A 16,889-nucleotide genomic window follows, 5' to 3' on the forward strand; every position below is an offset into this window, starting at 1 on the left:
GTTGTACTATTAAAATTCAAATGTAATCATTTTTAAAAATGGTAACGGCATTCGATACTTGATTTAACGAATTAAAATTGGGTTAAACTTTACGCTAAACCTAAGTGATTCTTAATATTTACAACTTCGCAGTCAATTTTATATTAAAAACTCTGGTGGTCATATAATTAGGAATCGCATATTGGTTTTTCGAATATACATCGCGAACCCAGGTATTGGTGATGGCATTTTGATTGTCAAAAAGATTAAAAATCTCCAAACCTATGGCCAACTCTTTAAAATCTTTGAACCAACCCATATTCTTTTTTACTGCAGTGTTATCAATAAAAACTTTGGAGAAACCAACATCTACACGGCGGTAATCATTCAAGCGGTTTTGGTAAAAATAAGGATCTGCATAGGATGGCGAACCTCCTGGCAATCCAGTATTGTACACTAAATTTAAATACAATTTTATACTAGGAATAGTAGGCATGTAATCTTGAAACAAAAGCCCAAATTTTAATCTTTGATCCGTAGGTCTGGCAATATACCCTTTATCATTACTATTCTCCTCTGTTTTCAAATAACCAAAACTAAACCACGATTCTGTTCCCGGAACAAACTCCCCATTCAATCGAACATCTAATCCTTGCGCATACGCAGTTGCATTATTGTTAGCTGCGTAACGTATGCGGACATTGTCAATGGTATACGTATTTACATCTGTCAATGATTTATAATATAGTTCTGATACGAGTTTAAAAGGACGCTTCCACATCTTAAAACTATAATCATTCCCAAAAACTAAATGTACAGACTGTTGCGCTTTGGTATTGGGTTGCACCATTCCATCAGCAGCTCTCAATTCTCTATAAAATGGCGGTTGATGGTACAATCCTCCCGAAAGTCTAAACACCATATCTTTCTCCCAATTTGGTTTTATGGCAAATTGTGCTCTGGGACTAACAGTAATTTGGGATTTTCCGGATATTGTAGCCCCTATAACTTCCCAATTGTGCAAGCGCACGCCGGCATTATACCAAACTTCACTCGAACCAATATTCGATTTCAAACTCCATTGACCGTATCCTGAAAATCTATTTATGGAGTTAAAATTAGTCGCCCGGATATTTTGATACGGAACAAGTGGTCCAGTATAAGGCAAATACGGCTGATCCTTTTCAGGCAAATCAATAATTGGTGGATTCAATGAAAAACCAGCCGAATCAATTACCTCCCACTCTATTATTCTGTCGCGGATGGATTCTCGTGTATATTTTATTCCCCATTCAAATTGATTTTCTTTCCAATCGTGGAATCCTTTTATCTCCGTATTTACAATTAAGGCATCCAAATCATTTCTGGCATGATTGAGCTGAGAACCAATACCCCTTGTGAAAGCCACTTCCCCAAAAGTTGCTGATCCAATACTGGAATCGACTTCGCCTAAACGATATTGCGCGAAAATATCAAAATACTCTTGCTCTAAAGTATGAAAAACTGAACCGATAAATTTTAAAGTAAAAGTATCAGAAACGTTGAATGTTGTTTTTAAGGCGCCAAAATACGTATCGTATTTATCCTTTTCCTGACCTTCATAAAAAACAGTAAGTGCCATAGGATTATCTATGGTTCCAAAATTAGTTTGCCGTGATAACGGCTGATATTGGTATTTATTTTGAGAAATATTCCCCAAAAAACTCCATTGCCATTTCGCTGAAGCCTGATAATTTATATTGGTTTGAATATCGGCAAAGGATGGAGTGAAATTCGTTTGTGTCTCTTGGCTTTTTACCAAAAGGCTGTTGTTTCGGTATCGAACTCCCGTAACAGCAGACCATTTTTTATTCTTGGAAACCACATCAAGCGAGAGGCTTCCGCCAAGAAAACTCGCTTCCATACTAGCTCCAAATTTAATCGGCTTACGATAGGTAATATCTAAAACCGATGACAATTTATCACCAAATTTAGCTTGAAAACCTCCCGCCGAGAAATCTACATTTTGAACCAAATCCGTATTGGTAAAACTCAATCCTTCTTGTTGTCCTGACCGAATCAGAAACGGACGATAGACTTCGATTTCATTCACATAAACCAAATTTTCATCATAATTCCCACCTCGAACTGCGTATTGTGTACTCAATTCATTATTCGAATTTACTCCAGGTAAGGTTTTTAAAATATTTTCGACACCAGCATTTGCACCGGGAATTTTTCGAAGAACTTCCGGCTCAATTGTAGTTATACCTTGAATACGCTTTTTGTTATTAGAGGTCACAATCACTTCACCCATCTGTTCGTCCTGATCACTCATCACAGGATTAAACTCTTTTTGCTCATCAGAACCCAAAGTAAAAGTTATCGTTATTTTTTTCAACGCTACATGTGTAAAAACGAGTATTACCTTTTGGTTCACAGGAACTTTTATATCGTAAAAACCATTTTGATTGGTGCGAGTACCAAAACCTGGGTAAGAAACATTCACGTTTTCTACTGGCTGATTATTCCTGTCCAAAACAACTCCTCTTATTCTAGCGGTTTGGGACCATAAATTTAGGTTCACCAAGAAAAAAAAGAAAATAAAAAATATTTTATTAGTACTCAACTGATTTTATTTTTTTTGATTTCTAAAAAAATGAGTATTAAAGGTAGTTGAATTTCCTACGTTATCAATCACAACCACTTTTAAATCATTGCGCCCTTCAGCTGCCATACCATCACTAAAATAATGAGTTAGTTTTCTGGTTTTATTATCATATTCTAATAGAATCCATTTTCCATTCAAATAACCGTTGTATGATTTGATTCCTGACAAGTCATCGTATACAGAAAGCTGAATTGTCTTTTGCCCACTTAACCATTTTCCTTCAACAGGTACCACCATACTTATTCTAGGAGCTACAGTGTCTGAAATCAGAGCGTATTTTCCTAAAATTTTAACCTTCGTACTGAATACATTGTCTTTTCTATACGTTGAGTTGTAATTTATTTTTTTTCCTTCAATTCTACCGATAAACATTTTTTCTCTTTGAGCTTCCGTAGCTGTACTATCTTCAATTGAGATAATGAAATTAGTATGTGCTGGAACTGTATCATCATGTAGAAAGAGCGTGTCATTTTTTACATCAAAATTCAAATCAAAATCTTCGTAAAAAGTTCCTGCAGGAAAGAAAACTGACATATTCGCTAAAGCAAAATTGCTGTCTTTATTAGCATTAACAAAATAATTTGACTTAACAGGTTCCTGGCTTATAATTGTGGGTAACAAATCATATTGAATAGGAATGGTTATCATTTTTTTATTTCCAAAAAAATCTGAAACCTCAATGCGATACAACAATGCTACATTTGGAGATACAGGTAAAACTCCTTTGTTTTCATCAGCTTTAATAAAGCTCAAATTGTAAGGGTTTTTCATGAAAAGTTTCTGAACCCGTTGTTGCATTTTTTTATATCTCGAATAATCAATCAGCGCATTGATGTAGCGCATGTCGTCAAATGAATAGGTATTGAATTCGTATCCGAAATTTGGCTTTCCATTATAAAAGGTTTGTACTTTATAGATCCCGTTATTATTAAACGAAACATCATCCATGTCATAAGCCGAAATCCCAAAACCTATTACACCATTGGCTACTACTTTCTCTGAAAGATAAGTTCCGTCTTTTTGTAAGGAAACATTCAATACCAAAGGTCGTTTCGAATGGTTGACCGTAGTTTTTGAATCTAAGGGATATACATAAACACTGGAAATAATTGGTTTTTTTGTGTCTTTTAAAAATTTATTATATCCAAAAAGCATCGGGTTGATCACGAACTCAGTTTGAGTATCCCTAAATTCAAAGTGCAAGTGTGGCCCTTCGGAAGAGCCTGTATTGCCAGAAAATGCAATTACTTCCCCTTTTTTCACGACCATTTCATCTGGCTTTAAAAACATTTCAATTTCAAATGATTGCTCTTTATAATGGATCGCCTTAATGTATTTTTCTATAACATCATTCGCTAATTTTAAATGACCGTATACCGAAGTAAATCCATTAGGATGATTGATGTAGATTGTTTTTCCGTTACCAAAAGTAGAAATCTTTATTCTTGAAACATACCCATCTGCGACAGCGAATACTTTTAATCCCTCTTTTTGTTGGGTCCTCAAATCAAAACCAGCGTGGAAATGATTGGGCCGCAATTCTCCAAAATTCCCGGACAATTGTATTGGAATATCTAACGGAGATCTAAAATAATCTTTTGGATACTCAACTTGGGCCAAAACTGAGGTGCAAAAAAATAATAAATATAGGTAGGATTTCATTGTTTACATTTTTGCTAAGATAAAAAAAGTATTCAAAACAGCACTATAGAAAGCCGTTCTTAACCATTTGTACAACTGCTATTTAATTAATTTAATGCAAAAAAAATAATAAAATATTGCAAAATTAAAAAGGAATACTAACTTTGTATGATTATGTAATGAATTGTATATATAATGAGTGTTATAGCAGAAATTATTGATACTCTTGAAAATAAAGTCGAAAAACTTTTTATTAAAATGAAAAGTTTAGAGAAAAATAATCAAGATTTAAAAGATGAATTAACAAAAACTGCGTCAATTATACAAACTCAGTCACAACAGATTGAAGCGCTGAAAACGCAGTATGATACACTCAAAATTGCAAATACATTACTAGGCAGTGACGACAATAAAAGAGATACAAAGCTTAAAATAAATTCATTAATTCGCGAAATCGATTATTGCATAGCTCAGCTATCAGATTAATAAAGATATGGACGAAAAGCTTAAAATTAAAATATCAATAGCAGACAGGGTGTATCCATTAACGGTTGATCTCTCTCAGGAAGAAGGGTTAAGAAGCGCCTCAAAAAAAATTGATACGATGATAAAGCAATTTGAGGAAAATTATGCAGTTCGTGACAAACAAGACGTACTGGCAATGTGTGCCTTACAATTTGCCTCACAAACAGAACAAAAACAAATTGATAATGCTATAGATGGAGAAGCAACCATCGAAAGAATTAAAAAAATCAATGCGGTTTTAGATCAATATCTCGACAAATAAACGTTCTTTACAAAAACTAAGATACTGCCTACATTAGTTCATATTTGGTAAACTCAACACTAACAATTTAGAATGAGCAAATCATCACTACTAAAGCATGCCACGCTTCGGCGAGGAAACTTGAACAGTGAGTTAGCTCAAAACTTGTCTTTTCGAGTTTATTCAATCACTCTAATGTAGGCTTTTTTATATATAAATTTTAACAAACATGGACAACATATTAACGATTATTATTTCAGGAATTATAGGTATTGTAGCGGGTTTTGGTATCGCAAAACTGATAGAAAAAAGCAATATTTCCAATTTAATTAAAAATGCAAAAAAAGAGGCCGCGTCGATTTTGAAAGATGCTAATTTGGAAGCCGAGAATATAAAGAAAGATAAAATTCTTCAAGCAAAAGAGAAATTTATTGAATTAAAATCAGAACATGAACAGGTTATTTTATCTCGTGACAAAAAAGTTGCTGAAATAGAAAAAAGAGTACGTGATAAAGAATCTCAAATTTCAAACGAATTATCAAAAGCTAAAAAAGTAAATGATGATTTTGAAACTAAAACAGTAGAATTTACTACTAAAATTGAGAATTTAGATAAAAAACAAGCTGAAGTTGACAAGCTTCACAAAAGTCAATTGCAACAATTAGAGGTAATCTCTGGTTTATCAGCAGAAGAAGCTAAAAATCAGTTGGTAGAAGGTTTAAAAGCGGAAGCCAAAAGCAAAGCAATGTCCCACATACAAGACACCATCGAAGAAGCTAAATTAACAGCGCAACAAGAGGCTAAAAAAATCATAATCAATACTATTCAGAGAGTTGGAACTGAAGAAGCAGTAGAAAATTGCGTTTCGGTGTTTAACATTGAATCAGATGACGTTAAAGGTAGAATCATTGGTCGTGAAGGTAGAAATATCCGTGCATTAGAGGCAGCCACTGGAGTAGAAATCATTGTAGATGATACGCCGGAAGCTATTATTCTTTCTTGTTTTGATCCTGTCCGAAGAGAAATTGCACGATTAGCATTACATAAATTAGTTACTGACGGAAGAATTCACCCGGCTCGTATTGAAGAAGTAGTGGCAAAAACTGCTAAGCAAATTGATGATGAAATTATAGAAGTGGGTAAACGTACTGTTATCGATTTAGGAATTCACGGGTTACATCCTGAATTGATTAAAGTAGTAGGACGCATGAAATACCGTTCCTCATATGGACAAAATTTGCTGCAACACTCCCGTGAAGTTTCCAAACTTTGTGGAATCATGGCTGCTGAACTTGGCTTAAACGTAAAACTAGCTAAAAGAGCTGGTTTATTACACGATATTGGTAAAGTCCCAGACGCCGAAAGTGATTTGCCCCACGCATTATTAGGAATGCAATGGGCCGAGAAATACGGTGAAAAAGAAGAAGTGTGTAATGCTATTGGAGCGCATCACGATGAGATTGAAATGAAATCATTATTATCCCCTATTATTCAAGTTTGTGATGCCATTTCAGGAGCAAGACCAGGAGCAAGAAGACAAGTATTGGATTCATATATTCAACGTTTGAAAGATCTTGAAGAAGTAGCATATGGATTCACAGGTGTGAAAAACGCCTATGCCATTCAAGCTGGTAGAGAACTTCGTGTAATTGTGGAGAGTGAGAAAGTTTCAGATGAAAATGCAGCTAACTTATCTTTTGATATTTCACAAAAAATTCAAACAGAGATGACTTATCCAGGACAAGTTAAAGTAACTGTAATTCGTGAAACAAGAGCTGTAAATATTGCTAAATAAAACTTCGTAATTTCTAAAAAATAAAAAAGACGTCTTGATGTAATAATCGATACGTCTTTTTTTTATTCTTATTAGATCTTACTATTAAACATCTAAACTTTTTCTGGGATGAAAAGTGTTGATCACCTGAGTCAAAAATTTGCGATCCAGGTGAACATATATTTCTGTTGTAGTAATTGATTCATGCCCTAGCATCAATTGTATGGAACGTAAATCAGCCCCATTTTCAAGAAGATGTGTAGCGAATGAATGCCGCAACGTATGTGGGCTGATATTTTTATTCAATTCAATTTTCACCGCTAAGTTTTTAATAATAGTAAAAATCATTGCCCGAGTCAACTCTTTTCCCCTTCTGTTTAAAAACAAGGTATCTTCATAACCTTTTTGAATGCTCAGATGAGTTCGTATGGTATTGCGATAAATCAGGATGTATTTTTGAGTAAATTCACTTATGGGTACAAAACGTTGTTTGTTTCCTTTTCCTGTAATTTTAATAAATCCCTCCTCAAAAAATAAATCAGAAATTTTTAAAGTTACTAATTCGGAAACCCGAAGCCCACAACCATATAGTGTTTCGAGCATTGCCCGATTGCGTTCCCCTTCACTTGTGGTTAAGTCAATCGCATCAATAAGATTGTCAATCTCCTTAACCGATAAAGTATCGGGAAGTTTTCGACCAGTTTTAGGAGTTTCAATAAGCTCCAATGGATTGTCCGTTCGATAATCTTCAAATATCAAATAGGTGAAAAAACTTTTAAGTCCTGAAATAATTCTGGCTTGTGAGCGAGGATTTACTTCTTTTGAAACACTGTATATAAATTGTTGCAACGTCTCTTCTTGAATTTCTATAGGCGAAACTTCAATACCATTTGTTGCCAAAAAAAGACACAACCGTTCTATATCATACGAGTAATTTTCAATAGTATTCTTAGACAAACCGCGTTCTATTTTTAAATACGATTGATACTTTTTAATATATGAGATCCAATCCATAACCACAAAGTAACACTTTTTAAGCATAAAAAAACCACTATAATGAGTGGTCTTAAACTATTATTTTATAAAATAATTATTTTCTCCATTTTCCACCACCTAAATAAAAGCCTAAATGAATTCCTAAATAAGAATTCGCCACAGTTCCTTGATCAACTCCATTAGTATCTTGTAAGCTGGTATCAGGCATTAAATTATATTCTAAACCCATTCGGAATTTCCCCCATTCAAAACCTGCCCGAACTAAACCTCCAAAAACACCATTAGTTTCTGGCTGCAATTGAGTACCGGAATTAACATCAGATTCATCAAATTCAACATTACCAATCGCATAGTAACCAGCACCCCCGCCGATATAAGGAACAAAAGACTTGCCTGAAGTACTGAAATAATAATCATAGGTTCCAACAAAAGAACTGTTTGCCGAAAGTTTTGCACTGTCAACCTGGCCATTGCTTTGTTTGACATCACGCACAATTGCTGCAAGACCCATTCTTAAACCTATATTCATATTGTCTTTAATGTTATATTTAGGTTCTAAAGATAAGAGTAAGCCTCCTCCGCCATTTGAAGGAACCACACCTAAATCTAGACCTACTCTAAAACCACCCTCCTTTTGGGCATAGCTACTAAAACAAGCAAAAGCAATTAATACTAAGAAAATACGTTTTTTCATTTTTTATGATTCCAAATTAATATCTTCATAAAAGTATACTAATTTTAAAATAATTCCATTCCTACCGATACAAGTTATTAACATTTTAAACGATCCCGAAAGATCTAATATTAAAATTAAATTATTTTTATTAAGATAATTGACTGATATGAAAAATAATAAGTTGTTTATTTATTTAAAAAATAATTTTTTAAATAAAAGACTCTAATATTATTATAAAAAACAATAAACTGCCCCGGCATTCAACAAACATCAACTTGCTGTACATCATTATCTTACACCTAGAAAAAATACTTAAAACCTTAAAATGTTGTAAAAAAGAACAATAAATATTAATTTAGCACTGTTTTGGACCAATTTTTGGTAAATGTAAAATAAGAAAACGCTTAACAATAATTATCTAACAAAATAGTTTTAAGTAAAAGTCCCATTTCAATTAATACTAATTAACATTAAAAAAACAAATTATGAAAAGAATAATTCTATTAGCAGTAGTACTACTTGCCGTATCAGTAGATATGCAAGCACAATTAGTCAAGTTTGGCTTTAAAGGTGGTTTAAATTACGCAAATCAATCAGGAAGCAATATTACCGTGAACAGTGACAATTATAACACGGATGCAATTACCAGTTATCATGCTGGTTTAGTGGCTGAACTTAAATTAACAGATGGTTTTTCTATACAACCCGAATTATTATATTCGACACAAGGAGCAACGTATAAAAATGCTTTTGAAGAATTCAAAAATGAATTGGGATATTTATCCATTCCGGTTTTAGCAAAAATACATTTTAACAAAACCGTTAGTTTAGATCTTGGACCACAAGCATCTTTCTTATTGAGTGAGAGAAACGAATTTGATGTTAAAAATGCAGAAACGTTTGAATTTGGAGTAGCAGGTGGATTAACTCTAAATGTCACTAAAAACATTTTTCTACAAGGTCGCTATGTATTAGGACTTACTGAAGCTTCAAAAGAAGCCGAAGTTAAAAATTCAGTACTACAAATTTCAGCAGGATTCACATTCTAAGAATAATAAAAATTAAATTTATCAAAACCGTTCTATAAATTGGAACGGTTTTTTTATTTTTACAAAAACAGTAATTATGAAAATCAGTATTATTAATGGCCCAAACCTTAATCTTATAGGCAAACGGGAACCTGCGGTTTATGGAAGCGAAACTTTTGAAGAATATTATAGTACTTTACAATTAAAATTCCCATTTGTGAAATTTTCTTATTTTCAAAGTAATATTGAGGGTGAATTGATAGATAAAATTCAAGAAGTTGGTTTTTCATCCGATGGCATTATCATAAATGCTGGCGCATATACACACACTTCTATAGGTATTGGAGATGCAGTGAAAGCTGTTACCACTCCAGTGGTTGAAGTCCATATTTCGAATACGTTTTCTCGTGAAAGTTTTAGACATCAATCTTATATTTCAGGAAATGCCAGAGGTGTTATTTTGGGCTTTGGATTAAAAAGTTACGAGTTAGCAATACAGTCTTTTCTATAGTTTTTAGCTATAATATTCATCCCTATAAATGTTTAACAAATATTTAATACGGTCTTTTTAAACTTCTTTTATTTTTGTGAAAGAAAAAACTTTCATGGAAAAACACTTTTTACTATTATTTTTATTGGTCTCGCTTGTCAGTACTGCACAATTAAAAGGAACCATTTCGGACGAAAAAGGGAATGCCTTGCCCTTTGTAACTATCTTCCAAGAAGATTCTTATAATGGCACCACTTCAAACGAACAAGGAAATTATGAATTCACTTTAAAGAAAAAAGAAAAACCGACGGTTGTCTTTCAGTTTTTAGGGTTTAAAACCCAAAAAATAGTAATACAAACTGACAAACTTCCCTATTTGTTAAATATAAAAATGATTGAAGAAAGTTACTCATTGAATGAAGTAATCATCAATAAAAAAATAAATCCAGCGGTAGCAATTATAAAAAATGCTATTACTAGCAGGAAAAAAAATACCGAAAAAACAAATCGATTCAACGCTGATTTTTATTCAAGAGGTATTTTTAAACTAAAAAATGCACCAAAAAAAATATTAGGCCAAAAAATTGGGGATCTCAATGGCTCTTTAGATTCTACAGGAACCGGTATTATTTCTTTATCAGAAACCTTTTCGAAAATAGCATTTGAAAAACCCAACAATTTAAAAGAGGTAGTTACCGCCTCTAAAGTAAGTGGCAGGGATAATGGCTATAGCTACAATACGGCCAGATCTTCATTCTATGATTTCTATGACAACTCTATCGATTTTGGTGTAGCAATGATTTCCCCAGTAGCAAACAACGCTTTCAATTACTACAACTACTCCTTAGAAAGTACATTTTTTGACGAGAATAAAAATATGATTAACAAAATAAAAGTGATCCCAAAACGCGATAGCGAACCCGTTTTTGAAGGGTATATTTATATTGTAGAAGATTCATGGGCCATTTATGCCGTTAATTTGGATATAAAAGGGTATCGAATGAAAGAGGAATTTGTTGATGTAATGACCTTACAACAAAACTTTAGCTATAACAACAGTAATAAAATTTGGGCCAAGAATACTCAGAGTCTTGAAATCACTGCAGGTGCTTTTGGAATACAATTTACCGGTAAATACAATTACGTATACAGCAACTATGAATTTATAAATGCTTTTGCTCCCAAGACTTTTACCAATGAAATTACGCGTATCGAAATTAATGCCAATAAAAAAGACAGTCTTTTTTGGAACAACAACAGGCCCATTCCGTTAACAATAGAAGAAAGCACGGATTACATTAGAAAAGACAGTATTTTCAAGGTACGAAATTCCGAAAAATACTTGGACTCAGTAGATGCAAAAGGAAACAAATTCAAACCATTAAAAGTATTAACTGGTTACACCTACAAGAATAGTAAAGAAAAATACAGCCTCAGCTATGAAGGTTTACTAAACCTTGGTTCGTTAAGTTTTAATACAGTGCAAGGATATAATTTTGATTCTGGTTTTAGATTTACAAATTGGAAAAATCAGGAAAACAAAGGAATATACACTTCCTTAAGTGCCAAACTAAATTATGGTTTTGCTGAAGACCGTTTGCGTGTTTCCGGACAATTTATCCATCGGTTCAACAATCAGGATTATGCCACTTTAAATATTACAGGCGGAAGTTCCGTCAAGCAATTTAATCCGAGCGAACCCATAAGCAAAATTATAAACACAATAAGTTCACTGGCATTCAAGAACAATTTTATGAAGTTGTATAATCTAGAATCGTTAGCCATAGGCTACAGTCAAGATATTGCAAATGGAGTAAATCTGGGTGGAAAAATAGAATACCAACAACGCAAACCATTGTTCAACAACACTAATTTCTCTTTGTTTAACAAAAATGATGTATACACCTCCAATAATCCTTTGGCAGCAGATGATTATAGTACACCTGCTTTTGAAAAACACCATCTAACGAAAGCTAATTTGTATGTAAAAATCAATTTTGGAAACAAGTATTCCTCCCGCCCTGACGGAAAATTTAACATCCGAAATGAAAAATACCCCACGCTTTATTTAGGCTACGAGAAAGCATTTGCAGCCAATGAACAGAAATATGAGTTTGACCATTTCAACACCCGATTAACGTATGACCTAACATTAGCAAACAAAGGGGTTTTAGGTTTGAACCTAAAAGCAGGAAAATTTCTCAATGCAGATAATATTGCATTTATGGATTACAAACATTTCAATGGCAATCAAACGCACATTGGACAAACAGCGCGTTATTTGAACGTATTTAACTTATTGCCGTACTATTCTAACAGTACAAATGACCGTTATCTCGAGGCTCATACCGAATATAACGACAAAGGGTATATCATGAATAAGATCCCTTTGTTGAACAAACTAAAATCAACATTAATTTTAGGTGCTCATGCACTATCAACACCCAATAACAAACCCTATACTGAAATTACCTTGGGTTTAGACAATTTAGGTTTTGGCAAATTTAAAATGCTCCGTGTTGATTATGTTCGTTCCTACCAAAATGGGTTTCAAGGTGACGGGGTCATTTTTGGACTAAAGTTTTTAAATATATTAGAGTAAATTTTCGACTGAAATTTTAAAACCAAATTAAAAAAGGCACAGGAAACATTTCCGGTGCCTTTCTCAATTTTTATGGAACAGTCCTGATTAATCATTTGGTTCTACATGAATCAACACGTGTCCTAATTCGGGGATTTCCTCCCGCAAAGTATCTTTCAATTTATGTGCCAGATCGTGTCCTTCTTTTACCGTAATATTTGAATCCACCCTAGCGTGTAAATCCACGTGATATTGCATACCAGCTTTTCGGATGAAACATTTTTCCGTATCGATTATTCCGTCAACTTGAAGGGAGATCAATCTAATTTGGTCTATCAAATCATCGTATAAATGTTCATCCATTATCTCCCCTAACGCCGGTCTGAATATTTGATAGCTATTGTACAGAATAAAACCTGACGCAAAAAGTGCCGCCCAATCATCTGCCGACTCATATCCATTTCCTAAAACTAAAGCGATTGAAATCCCAAGAAATGCCGCAACAGAGGTTATTGCATCACTACGGTGGTGCCAAGCATCTGCTTTTAGTGATGAACTATTGGTTTGAATACTTCTTTTCATCACCAATCGAAAAGAATATTCCTTCCAAATAATTATGGCACCCAGAACGATTAAAGTCCACGGTTTTGGCAATTGATGTGGTGTTCCAATATTAATAACACTTTCATAGGCAATGATCGTAGCCGAAGTAATTAAAAAGCCTACAACCAAAAAAGTAATCAATGGTTCCGCCCTACCATGTCCGTAAGGGTGATTTTTATCTGCTGGCCTGTTGGAATATTTAATTCCAAACAACACTAAAAAAGAAGCAAAAATATCTGTAGTAGATTCAATGGCATCTGCTATTAAGGCATACGAATTTCCAAAAAAACCTGCCAAACCTTTGATAATTGCCAGACAAGTATTTCCAATAATACTAAAATAAGTTGCTTTGATTGCCGTTTGTTCGCTAGACATGCGCTTTGTTTAAAGGTGAAATAAAAGTAAAATCGTTTAAGTAAACCGAATTGAATATTAGATTCAAATCCTTTCTGGCTTACTTAAACGAAATTTTTAATGATTTATGTTAATTATGCGCGCACAATATTGGCACCAATAGCTCTCAATCGTTCGTCAATACGCTCGTATCCTCTATCAATTTGTTCTATATTTTGAATGGTACTGGTTCCTTTTGCAGAAAGTGCCGCAATCAATAAAGAGATTCCTGCACGAATATCTGGCGATGACATTGTTGTTGCTTTGAGTTGCGATTTGAAATCGTGTCCCATAACAACGGCTCGGTGTGGATCACAAAGCATGATTTTAGCCCCCATGTCAATCAATTTATCGACAAAAAATAATCTACTTTCAAACATCTTTTGATGAATCAAAACATCACCTCTTGCTTGTGTAGCAACCACTAGAACAATGCTCAATAAATCCGGAGTGAATCCAGGCCAAGGCGCATCGGCAATCGTTAAAATAGAACCGTCGATATCCGTTTTTACTTCATACCCATCAACATGAGCGGGAATGTAGATATCATCACCACGTCGTTCTAAAGTGATTCCTAATTTTCTAAACGTGTTAGGAATAACACCCAGATTATCCCAGCTAACATCTTTTATAGTAATTTCTGATTTTGTCATTGCAGCCAGACCAATCCAACTTCCAATTTCAATCATGTCAGGAAGAATTTTATGTTCACAACCGCCTAAACTTTCAACCCCTTCAATAGTCAATAAATTAGATCCTACCCCTGTAATTTTTGCTCCCATCGAGTTTAACATCTTACACAATTGTTGCAAGTAAGGCTCGCAAGCAGCATTATAAACTGTTGTTTTACCTTTAGCTAAAACCGCTGCCATAACAATATTAGCCGTTCCAGTTACGGATGCTTCATCCAGTAACATATCAGCTCCTTTTAATCCTTTAGGCGCTTCTACACCATAAAAATGATCTTCTCTGTTGTAACGGAACTTAGCTCCCAAATTTATAAAACCCTCAAAATGGGTATCTAATCTTCTGCGACCTATCTTATCACCCCCTGGTTTTGGGATATAACCTTTACCAAATCGAGCCAAAAGTGGTCCAACAATCATAATAGAACCTCGCAGGGAACCGCCTTCTTTCTTGAATGCTTCTGTTTCCAGATACTGTATGTTTACTTCATCTGCTTGAAAAGTATAAGAGCCTGATCCAGTTTTTTGGATTTTCACCCCTAAATTTCCTAAAAGCGTAATTAGTTTATTGATATCAATAATATCAGGAATATTATTGATAATCACTTTTTCAGGAGTTAACAAAACGGCACATAAGATCTGTAATGCTTCATTTTTAGCCCCTTGTGGCGTGATCTCTCCCTTTAGACTAATGCCTCCTTCTATTTTGAAAATTCCCATTTTTTACAGTTATAAATTATTTAATTTTGAGTTAAAAAGTTACGCGCTAAAAGTTACTATTGAAAAATCCACAACTTAAAATGCCTATTTTATAACTTACTTACAAAGGTTTTCTATTTTGGTTTTTGTGAATTGGGTTTGGTTTTCCAGTTTTTGCACTCTTATTGCTAAGAATTTTTGGTTGACCAACCGGCAAAATTTTATTAGAAACACGTTTATTGGTTCTTAATAAATCAGTGGTATTTAATAACTCTTCCGTACTTTGAATCAAGTTTAATTTACCTTCAGATAGTTCAAATAAATGTTCGAATATAACATCATCCTTAACAGTATCTTTATTCCAACTCAAATAGGATTTTTTCATGTGATTGGCAATTACTTTTACCAAAGCACTTTTCATCTCACCATCTTCCCATTTATTGGCTACATCAATCATGTATTTTATGTTATTGCCATAATACCTGTATTTCGGAAAGTTTTGGGGGTATTTTAAAACATCCGGTTTTAATTGCAGCACTTCACGTGATGGAATAGGATACGGTGAATCAGCAACTAATTTAAAATCAGACATAATAAAAAGCTGATCCCACAATTTATGTTGAAAATCAGGAACATCGCGCAAATGAGGATTCAAACTCCCCATTACCTGAATAATGTATTTTGCAGCTTTATTGCGTTCTACATCATCTTCGATTTTAGTTGCCTGATCTATTAATTTTTGCAAATGGCGCCCGTATTCTGGAATTATTAAATGCGATCGCTCAGCATTATATTCCAAGTGATGCACCACATCGTTTGAGTTTTCTTTAATATATTTTGAATTCATATTCGAATGTATCTTTTTGATTTTTATGGCTTTTTTCGAACATTTGAACCATTCGAACCTATTGCCTCAAAATTTTATTTTATATCTAAAGGGAAATAATCCCTTTTATGGTAGAAACTTCTAGGTATTTATCTACTATTTCTTGGGCATCTTTTACGGTTACATCAACAGATATACTAGTAAACTTCCCTGTCTTAGATTTAGTAGTTTTTATAACCGCACCCATGCAATCAAAAGCCAACTCAACACGTTCTACATTATCACTTTCTGATGGTACAATAAATTTAAATAAGTATTCCGCTGGCCATGTATTACTCATATCCAACTCAACTTTTAATCTATCATAAAATTCTTCTGTCTTCTTATCCATTTTCTATCTAAAAATAAGGGCAAATATACGGTTTCAAACGTAAATTATGAATTTTGAATTATGATTTTTTGTCTATTCTTATTTTAAGTGCAATCATTTTTTCAAATCCCAATAAGTTTAAGTAAATTTGCCCCTTATTTTTTAAAGGTGCAGAAAGAAATTATAGTTATCATTGGCGGTCCAGGAACAGGTAAAACAACAATCATCGACGGATTGATCGCTAGCGGATATTGTTGCTATCCTGAAATTTCTCGGGAAGTCACATTAGAGGCAAAGAAACAAGGAATAGAACAATTGTTTTTAGAAAAACCCTTATTATTCAGTGAATTACTTCTGGAAGGGAGGAAAAAACAATTTCAAAACGCTTCAAAAGAACCTCATGATGTCGTATTTATCGACAGAGGAATTCCCGATGTTTTGGCTTATATGCATTACATTGGTGATAGTTATCCTGCCACTTTTGATGTAGCCTGTCGCGAACATTTATATTCAAAAATCTTCTTGCTTCCGCCATGGGAGGAAATATACATAAGTGATCAAGAACGCTATGAAAACTTTGAACAAGCTAAACTTATTTACAACCACCTTACCGAAACCTATCAAAATTATGGTTACGAACTCATCGAAGTGCCTAAAGATACACTAGATAACCGAATTCTTTTTATCTTAGATGAAATTTCTAAATAAATTGCAACTTTAGGATTTACGAT

Annotated in this window: 15 protein-coding genes; 7 read left to right on the top strand and 8 right to left on the bottom strand. The window is 33.7% G+C overall.

Going from position 1 to position 16,889, the window contains the following annotated elements:
- Nucleotides 1-118: 118 nt before the first annotated feature.
- Nucleotides 119-2,587, bottom strand: coding sequence for a TonB-dependent receptor (locus ACNQF9_RS11280; RefSeq protein WP_417990242.1), 2,469 nt, complete (start codon nt 2,585-2,587; stop codon nt 119-121).
- 6 nt (nt 2,588-2,593) lie between these two features.
- On the bottom strand, nt 2,594-4,291 hold the full coding sequence (locus tag ACNQF9_RS11285; protein ID WP_417990243.1) for a M23 family metallopeptidase: 1,698 nt from the start codon (nt 4,289-4,291) through the stop codon (nt 2,594-2,596).
- A 174-nt stretch (nt 4,292-4,465) separates the two neighbouring features.
- On the opposite strand from ACNQF9_RS11285, the gene ACNQF9_RS11290 reads away from it, so the two are divergent.
- From ACNQF9_RS11290 to rny, 3 genes are all read left to right on the top strand, one after another.
- Entirely contained in the window at nt 4,466-4,756 is a 291-nt protein-coding gene (locus ACNQF9_RS11290; RefSeq protein WP_417960612.1) for a hypothetical protein, read from the top strand.
- A 7-nt stretch (nt 4,757-4,763) separates the two neighbouring features.
- Nucleotides 4,764-5,057, top strand: a complete 294-nt coding sequence (locus ACNQF9_RS11295; RefSeq protein ID WP_417960614.1) for a cell division protein ZapA — start codon at nt 4,764-4,766, stop codon at nt 5,055-5,057.
- A 208-nt stretch (nt 5,058-5,265) separates the two neighbouring features.
- Nucleotides 5,266-6,831, top strand: coding sequence for a ribonuclease Y (gene rny, locus ACNQF9_RS11300; protein ID WP_417960616.1), 1,566 nt, complete (start codon nt 5,266-5,268; stop codon nt 6,829-6,831).
- Nucleotides 6,832-6,915: 84 nt separating this feature from the next.
- Here the strand turns inward: rny and xerD are convergent, their stop codons facing one another.
- Both xerD and ACNQF9_RS11310 read right to left on the bottom strand, forming a co-directional pair.
- Entirely contained in the window at nt 6,916-7,824 is a 909-nt protein-coding gene (gene xerD, locus ACNQF9_RS11305; protein ID WP_417960618.1) for a site-specific tyrosine recombinase XerD, read from the bottom strand.
- A 76-nt stretch (nt 7,825-7,900) separates the two neighbouring features.
- Nucleotides 7,901-8,500, bottom strand: a complete 600-nt coding sequence (locus ACNQF9_RS11310; RefSeq protein ID WP_417960620.1) for a hypothetical protein — start codon at nt 8,498-8,500, stop codon at nt 7,901-7,903.
- 467 nt (nt 8,501-8,967) lie between these two features.
- On the opposite strand from ACNQF9_RS11310, the gene ACNQF9_RS11315 reads away from it, so the two are divergent.
- From ACNQF9_RS11315 to ACNQF9_RS11325, 3 genes are all read left to right on the top strand, one after another.
- On the top strand, nt 8,968-9,531 hold the full coding sequence (locus ACNQF9_RS11315) for a porin family protein (RefSeq protein ID WP_417960622.1): 564 nt from the start codon (nt 8,968-8,970) through the stop codon (nt 9,529-9,531).
- A 76-nt stretch (nt 9,532-9,607) separates the two neighbouring features.
- Nucleotides 9,608-10,021: a type II 3-dehydroquinate dehydratase gene (locus tag ACNQF9_RS11320; protein WP_417960624.1), complete on the top strand. Its 414-nt coding sequence runs from the start codon at nt 9,608-9,610 to the stop codon at nt 10,019-10,021.
- Between the two features lie 94 nt (nt 10,022-10,115).
- Nucleotides 10,116-12,602, top strand: a complete 2,487-nt coding sequence (locus ACNQF9_RS11325) for a DUF5686 and carboxypeptidase regulatory-like domain-containing protein (RefSeq protein ID WP_417990244.1) — start codon at nt 10,116-10,118, stop codon at nt 12,600-12,602.
- A gap of 87 nt (nt 12,603-12,689) precedes the next feature.
- Here the strand turns inward: ACNQF9_RS11325 and ACNQF9_RS11330 are convergent, their stop codons facing one another.
- From ACNQF9_RS11330 to ACNQF9_RS11345, 4 genes are all read right to left on the bottom strand, one after another.
- Nucleotides 12,690-13,559 (bottom strand): cation diffusion facilitator family transporter, encoded by an 870-nt coding sequence (locus ACNQF9_RS11330; protein WP_417960628.1) that lies wholly within the window; start codon nt 13,557-13,559, stop codon nt 12,690-12,692.
- A gap of 113 nt (nt 13,560-13,672) precedes the next feature.
- Nucleotides 13,673-14,983, bottom strand: coding sequence for a UDP-N-acetylglucosamine 1-carboxyvinyltransferase (gene murA, locus ACNQF9_RS11335; protein WP_417960630.1), 1,311 nt, complete (start codon nt 14,981-14,983; stop codon nt 13,673-13,675).
- Nucleotides 14,984-15,083: 100 nt separating this feature from the next.
- Entirely contained in the window at nt 15,084-15,809 is a 726-nt protein-coding gene (locus ACNQF9_RS11340; RefSeq protein WP_417990245.1) for a DUF4290 domain-containing protein, read from the bottom strand.
- A gap of 85 nt (nt 15,810-15,894) precedes the next feature.
- Nucleotides 15,895-16,179, bottom strand: coding sequence for a DUF493 family protein (locus ACNQF9_RS11345; RefSeq protein ID WP_417960634.1), 285 nt, complete (start codon nt 16,177-16,179; stop codon nt 15,895-15,897).
- Between the two features lie 147 nt (nt 16,180-16,326).
- Here ACNQF9_RS11345 and ACNQF9_RS11350 point away from each other — a divergent pair, with 147 nt between their 5' ends.
- The gene (locus ACNQF9_RS11350; RefSeq protein WP_417990246.1) at nt 16,327-16,866 is read left to right on the top strand and encodes an AAA family ATPase; all 540 of its coding nucleotides are present in this window, start codon (nt 16,327-16,329) and stop codon (nt 16,864-16,866) included.
- The last annotated feature ends 23 nt before the right edge of the window (nt 16,867-16,889 follow it).

The organism is Flavobacterium amylolyticum (assembly GCF_048284335.1).
Classification (GTDB): Bacteria; Bacteroidota; Bacteroidia; order Flavobacteriales; family Flavobacteriaceae; genus Flavobacterium.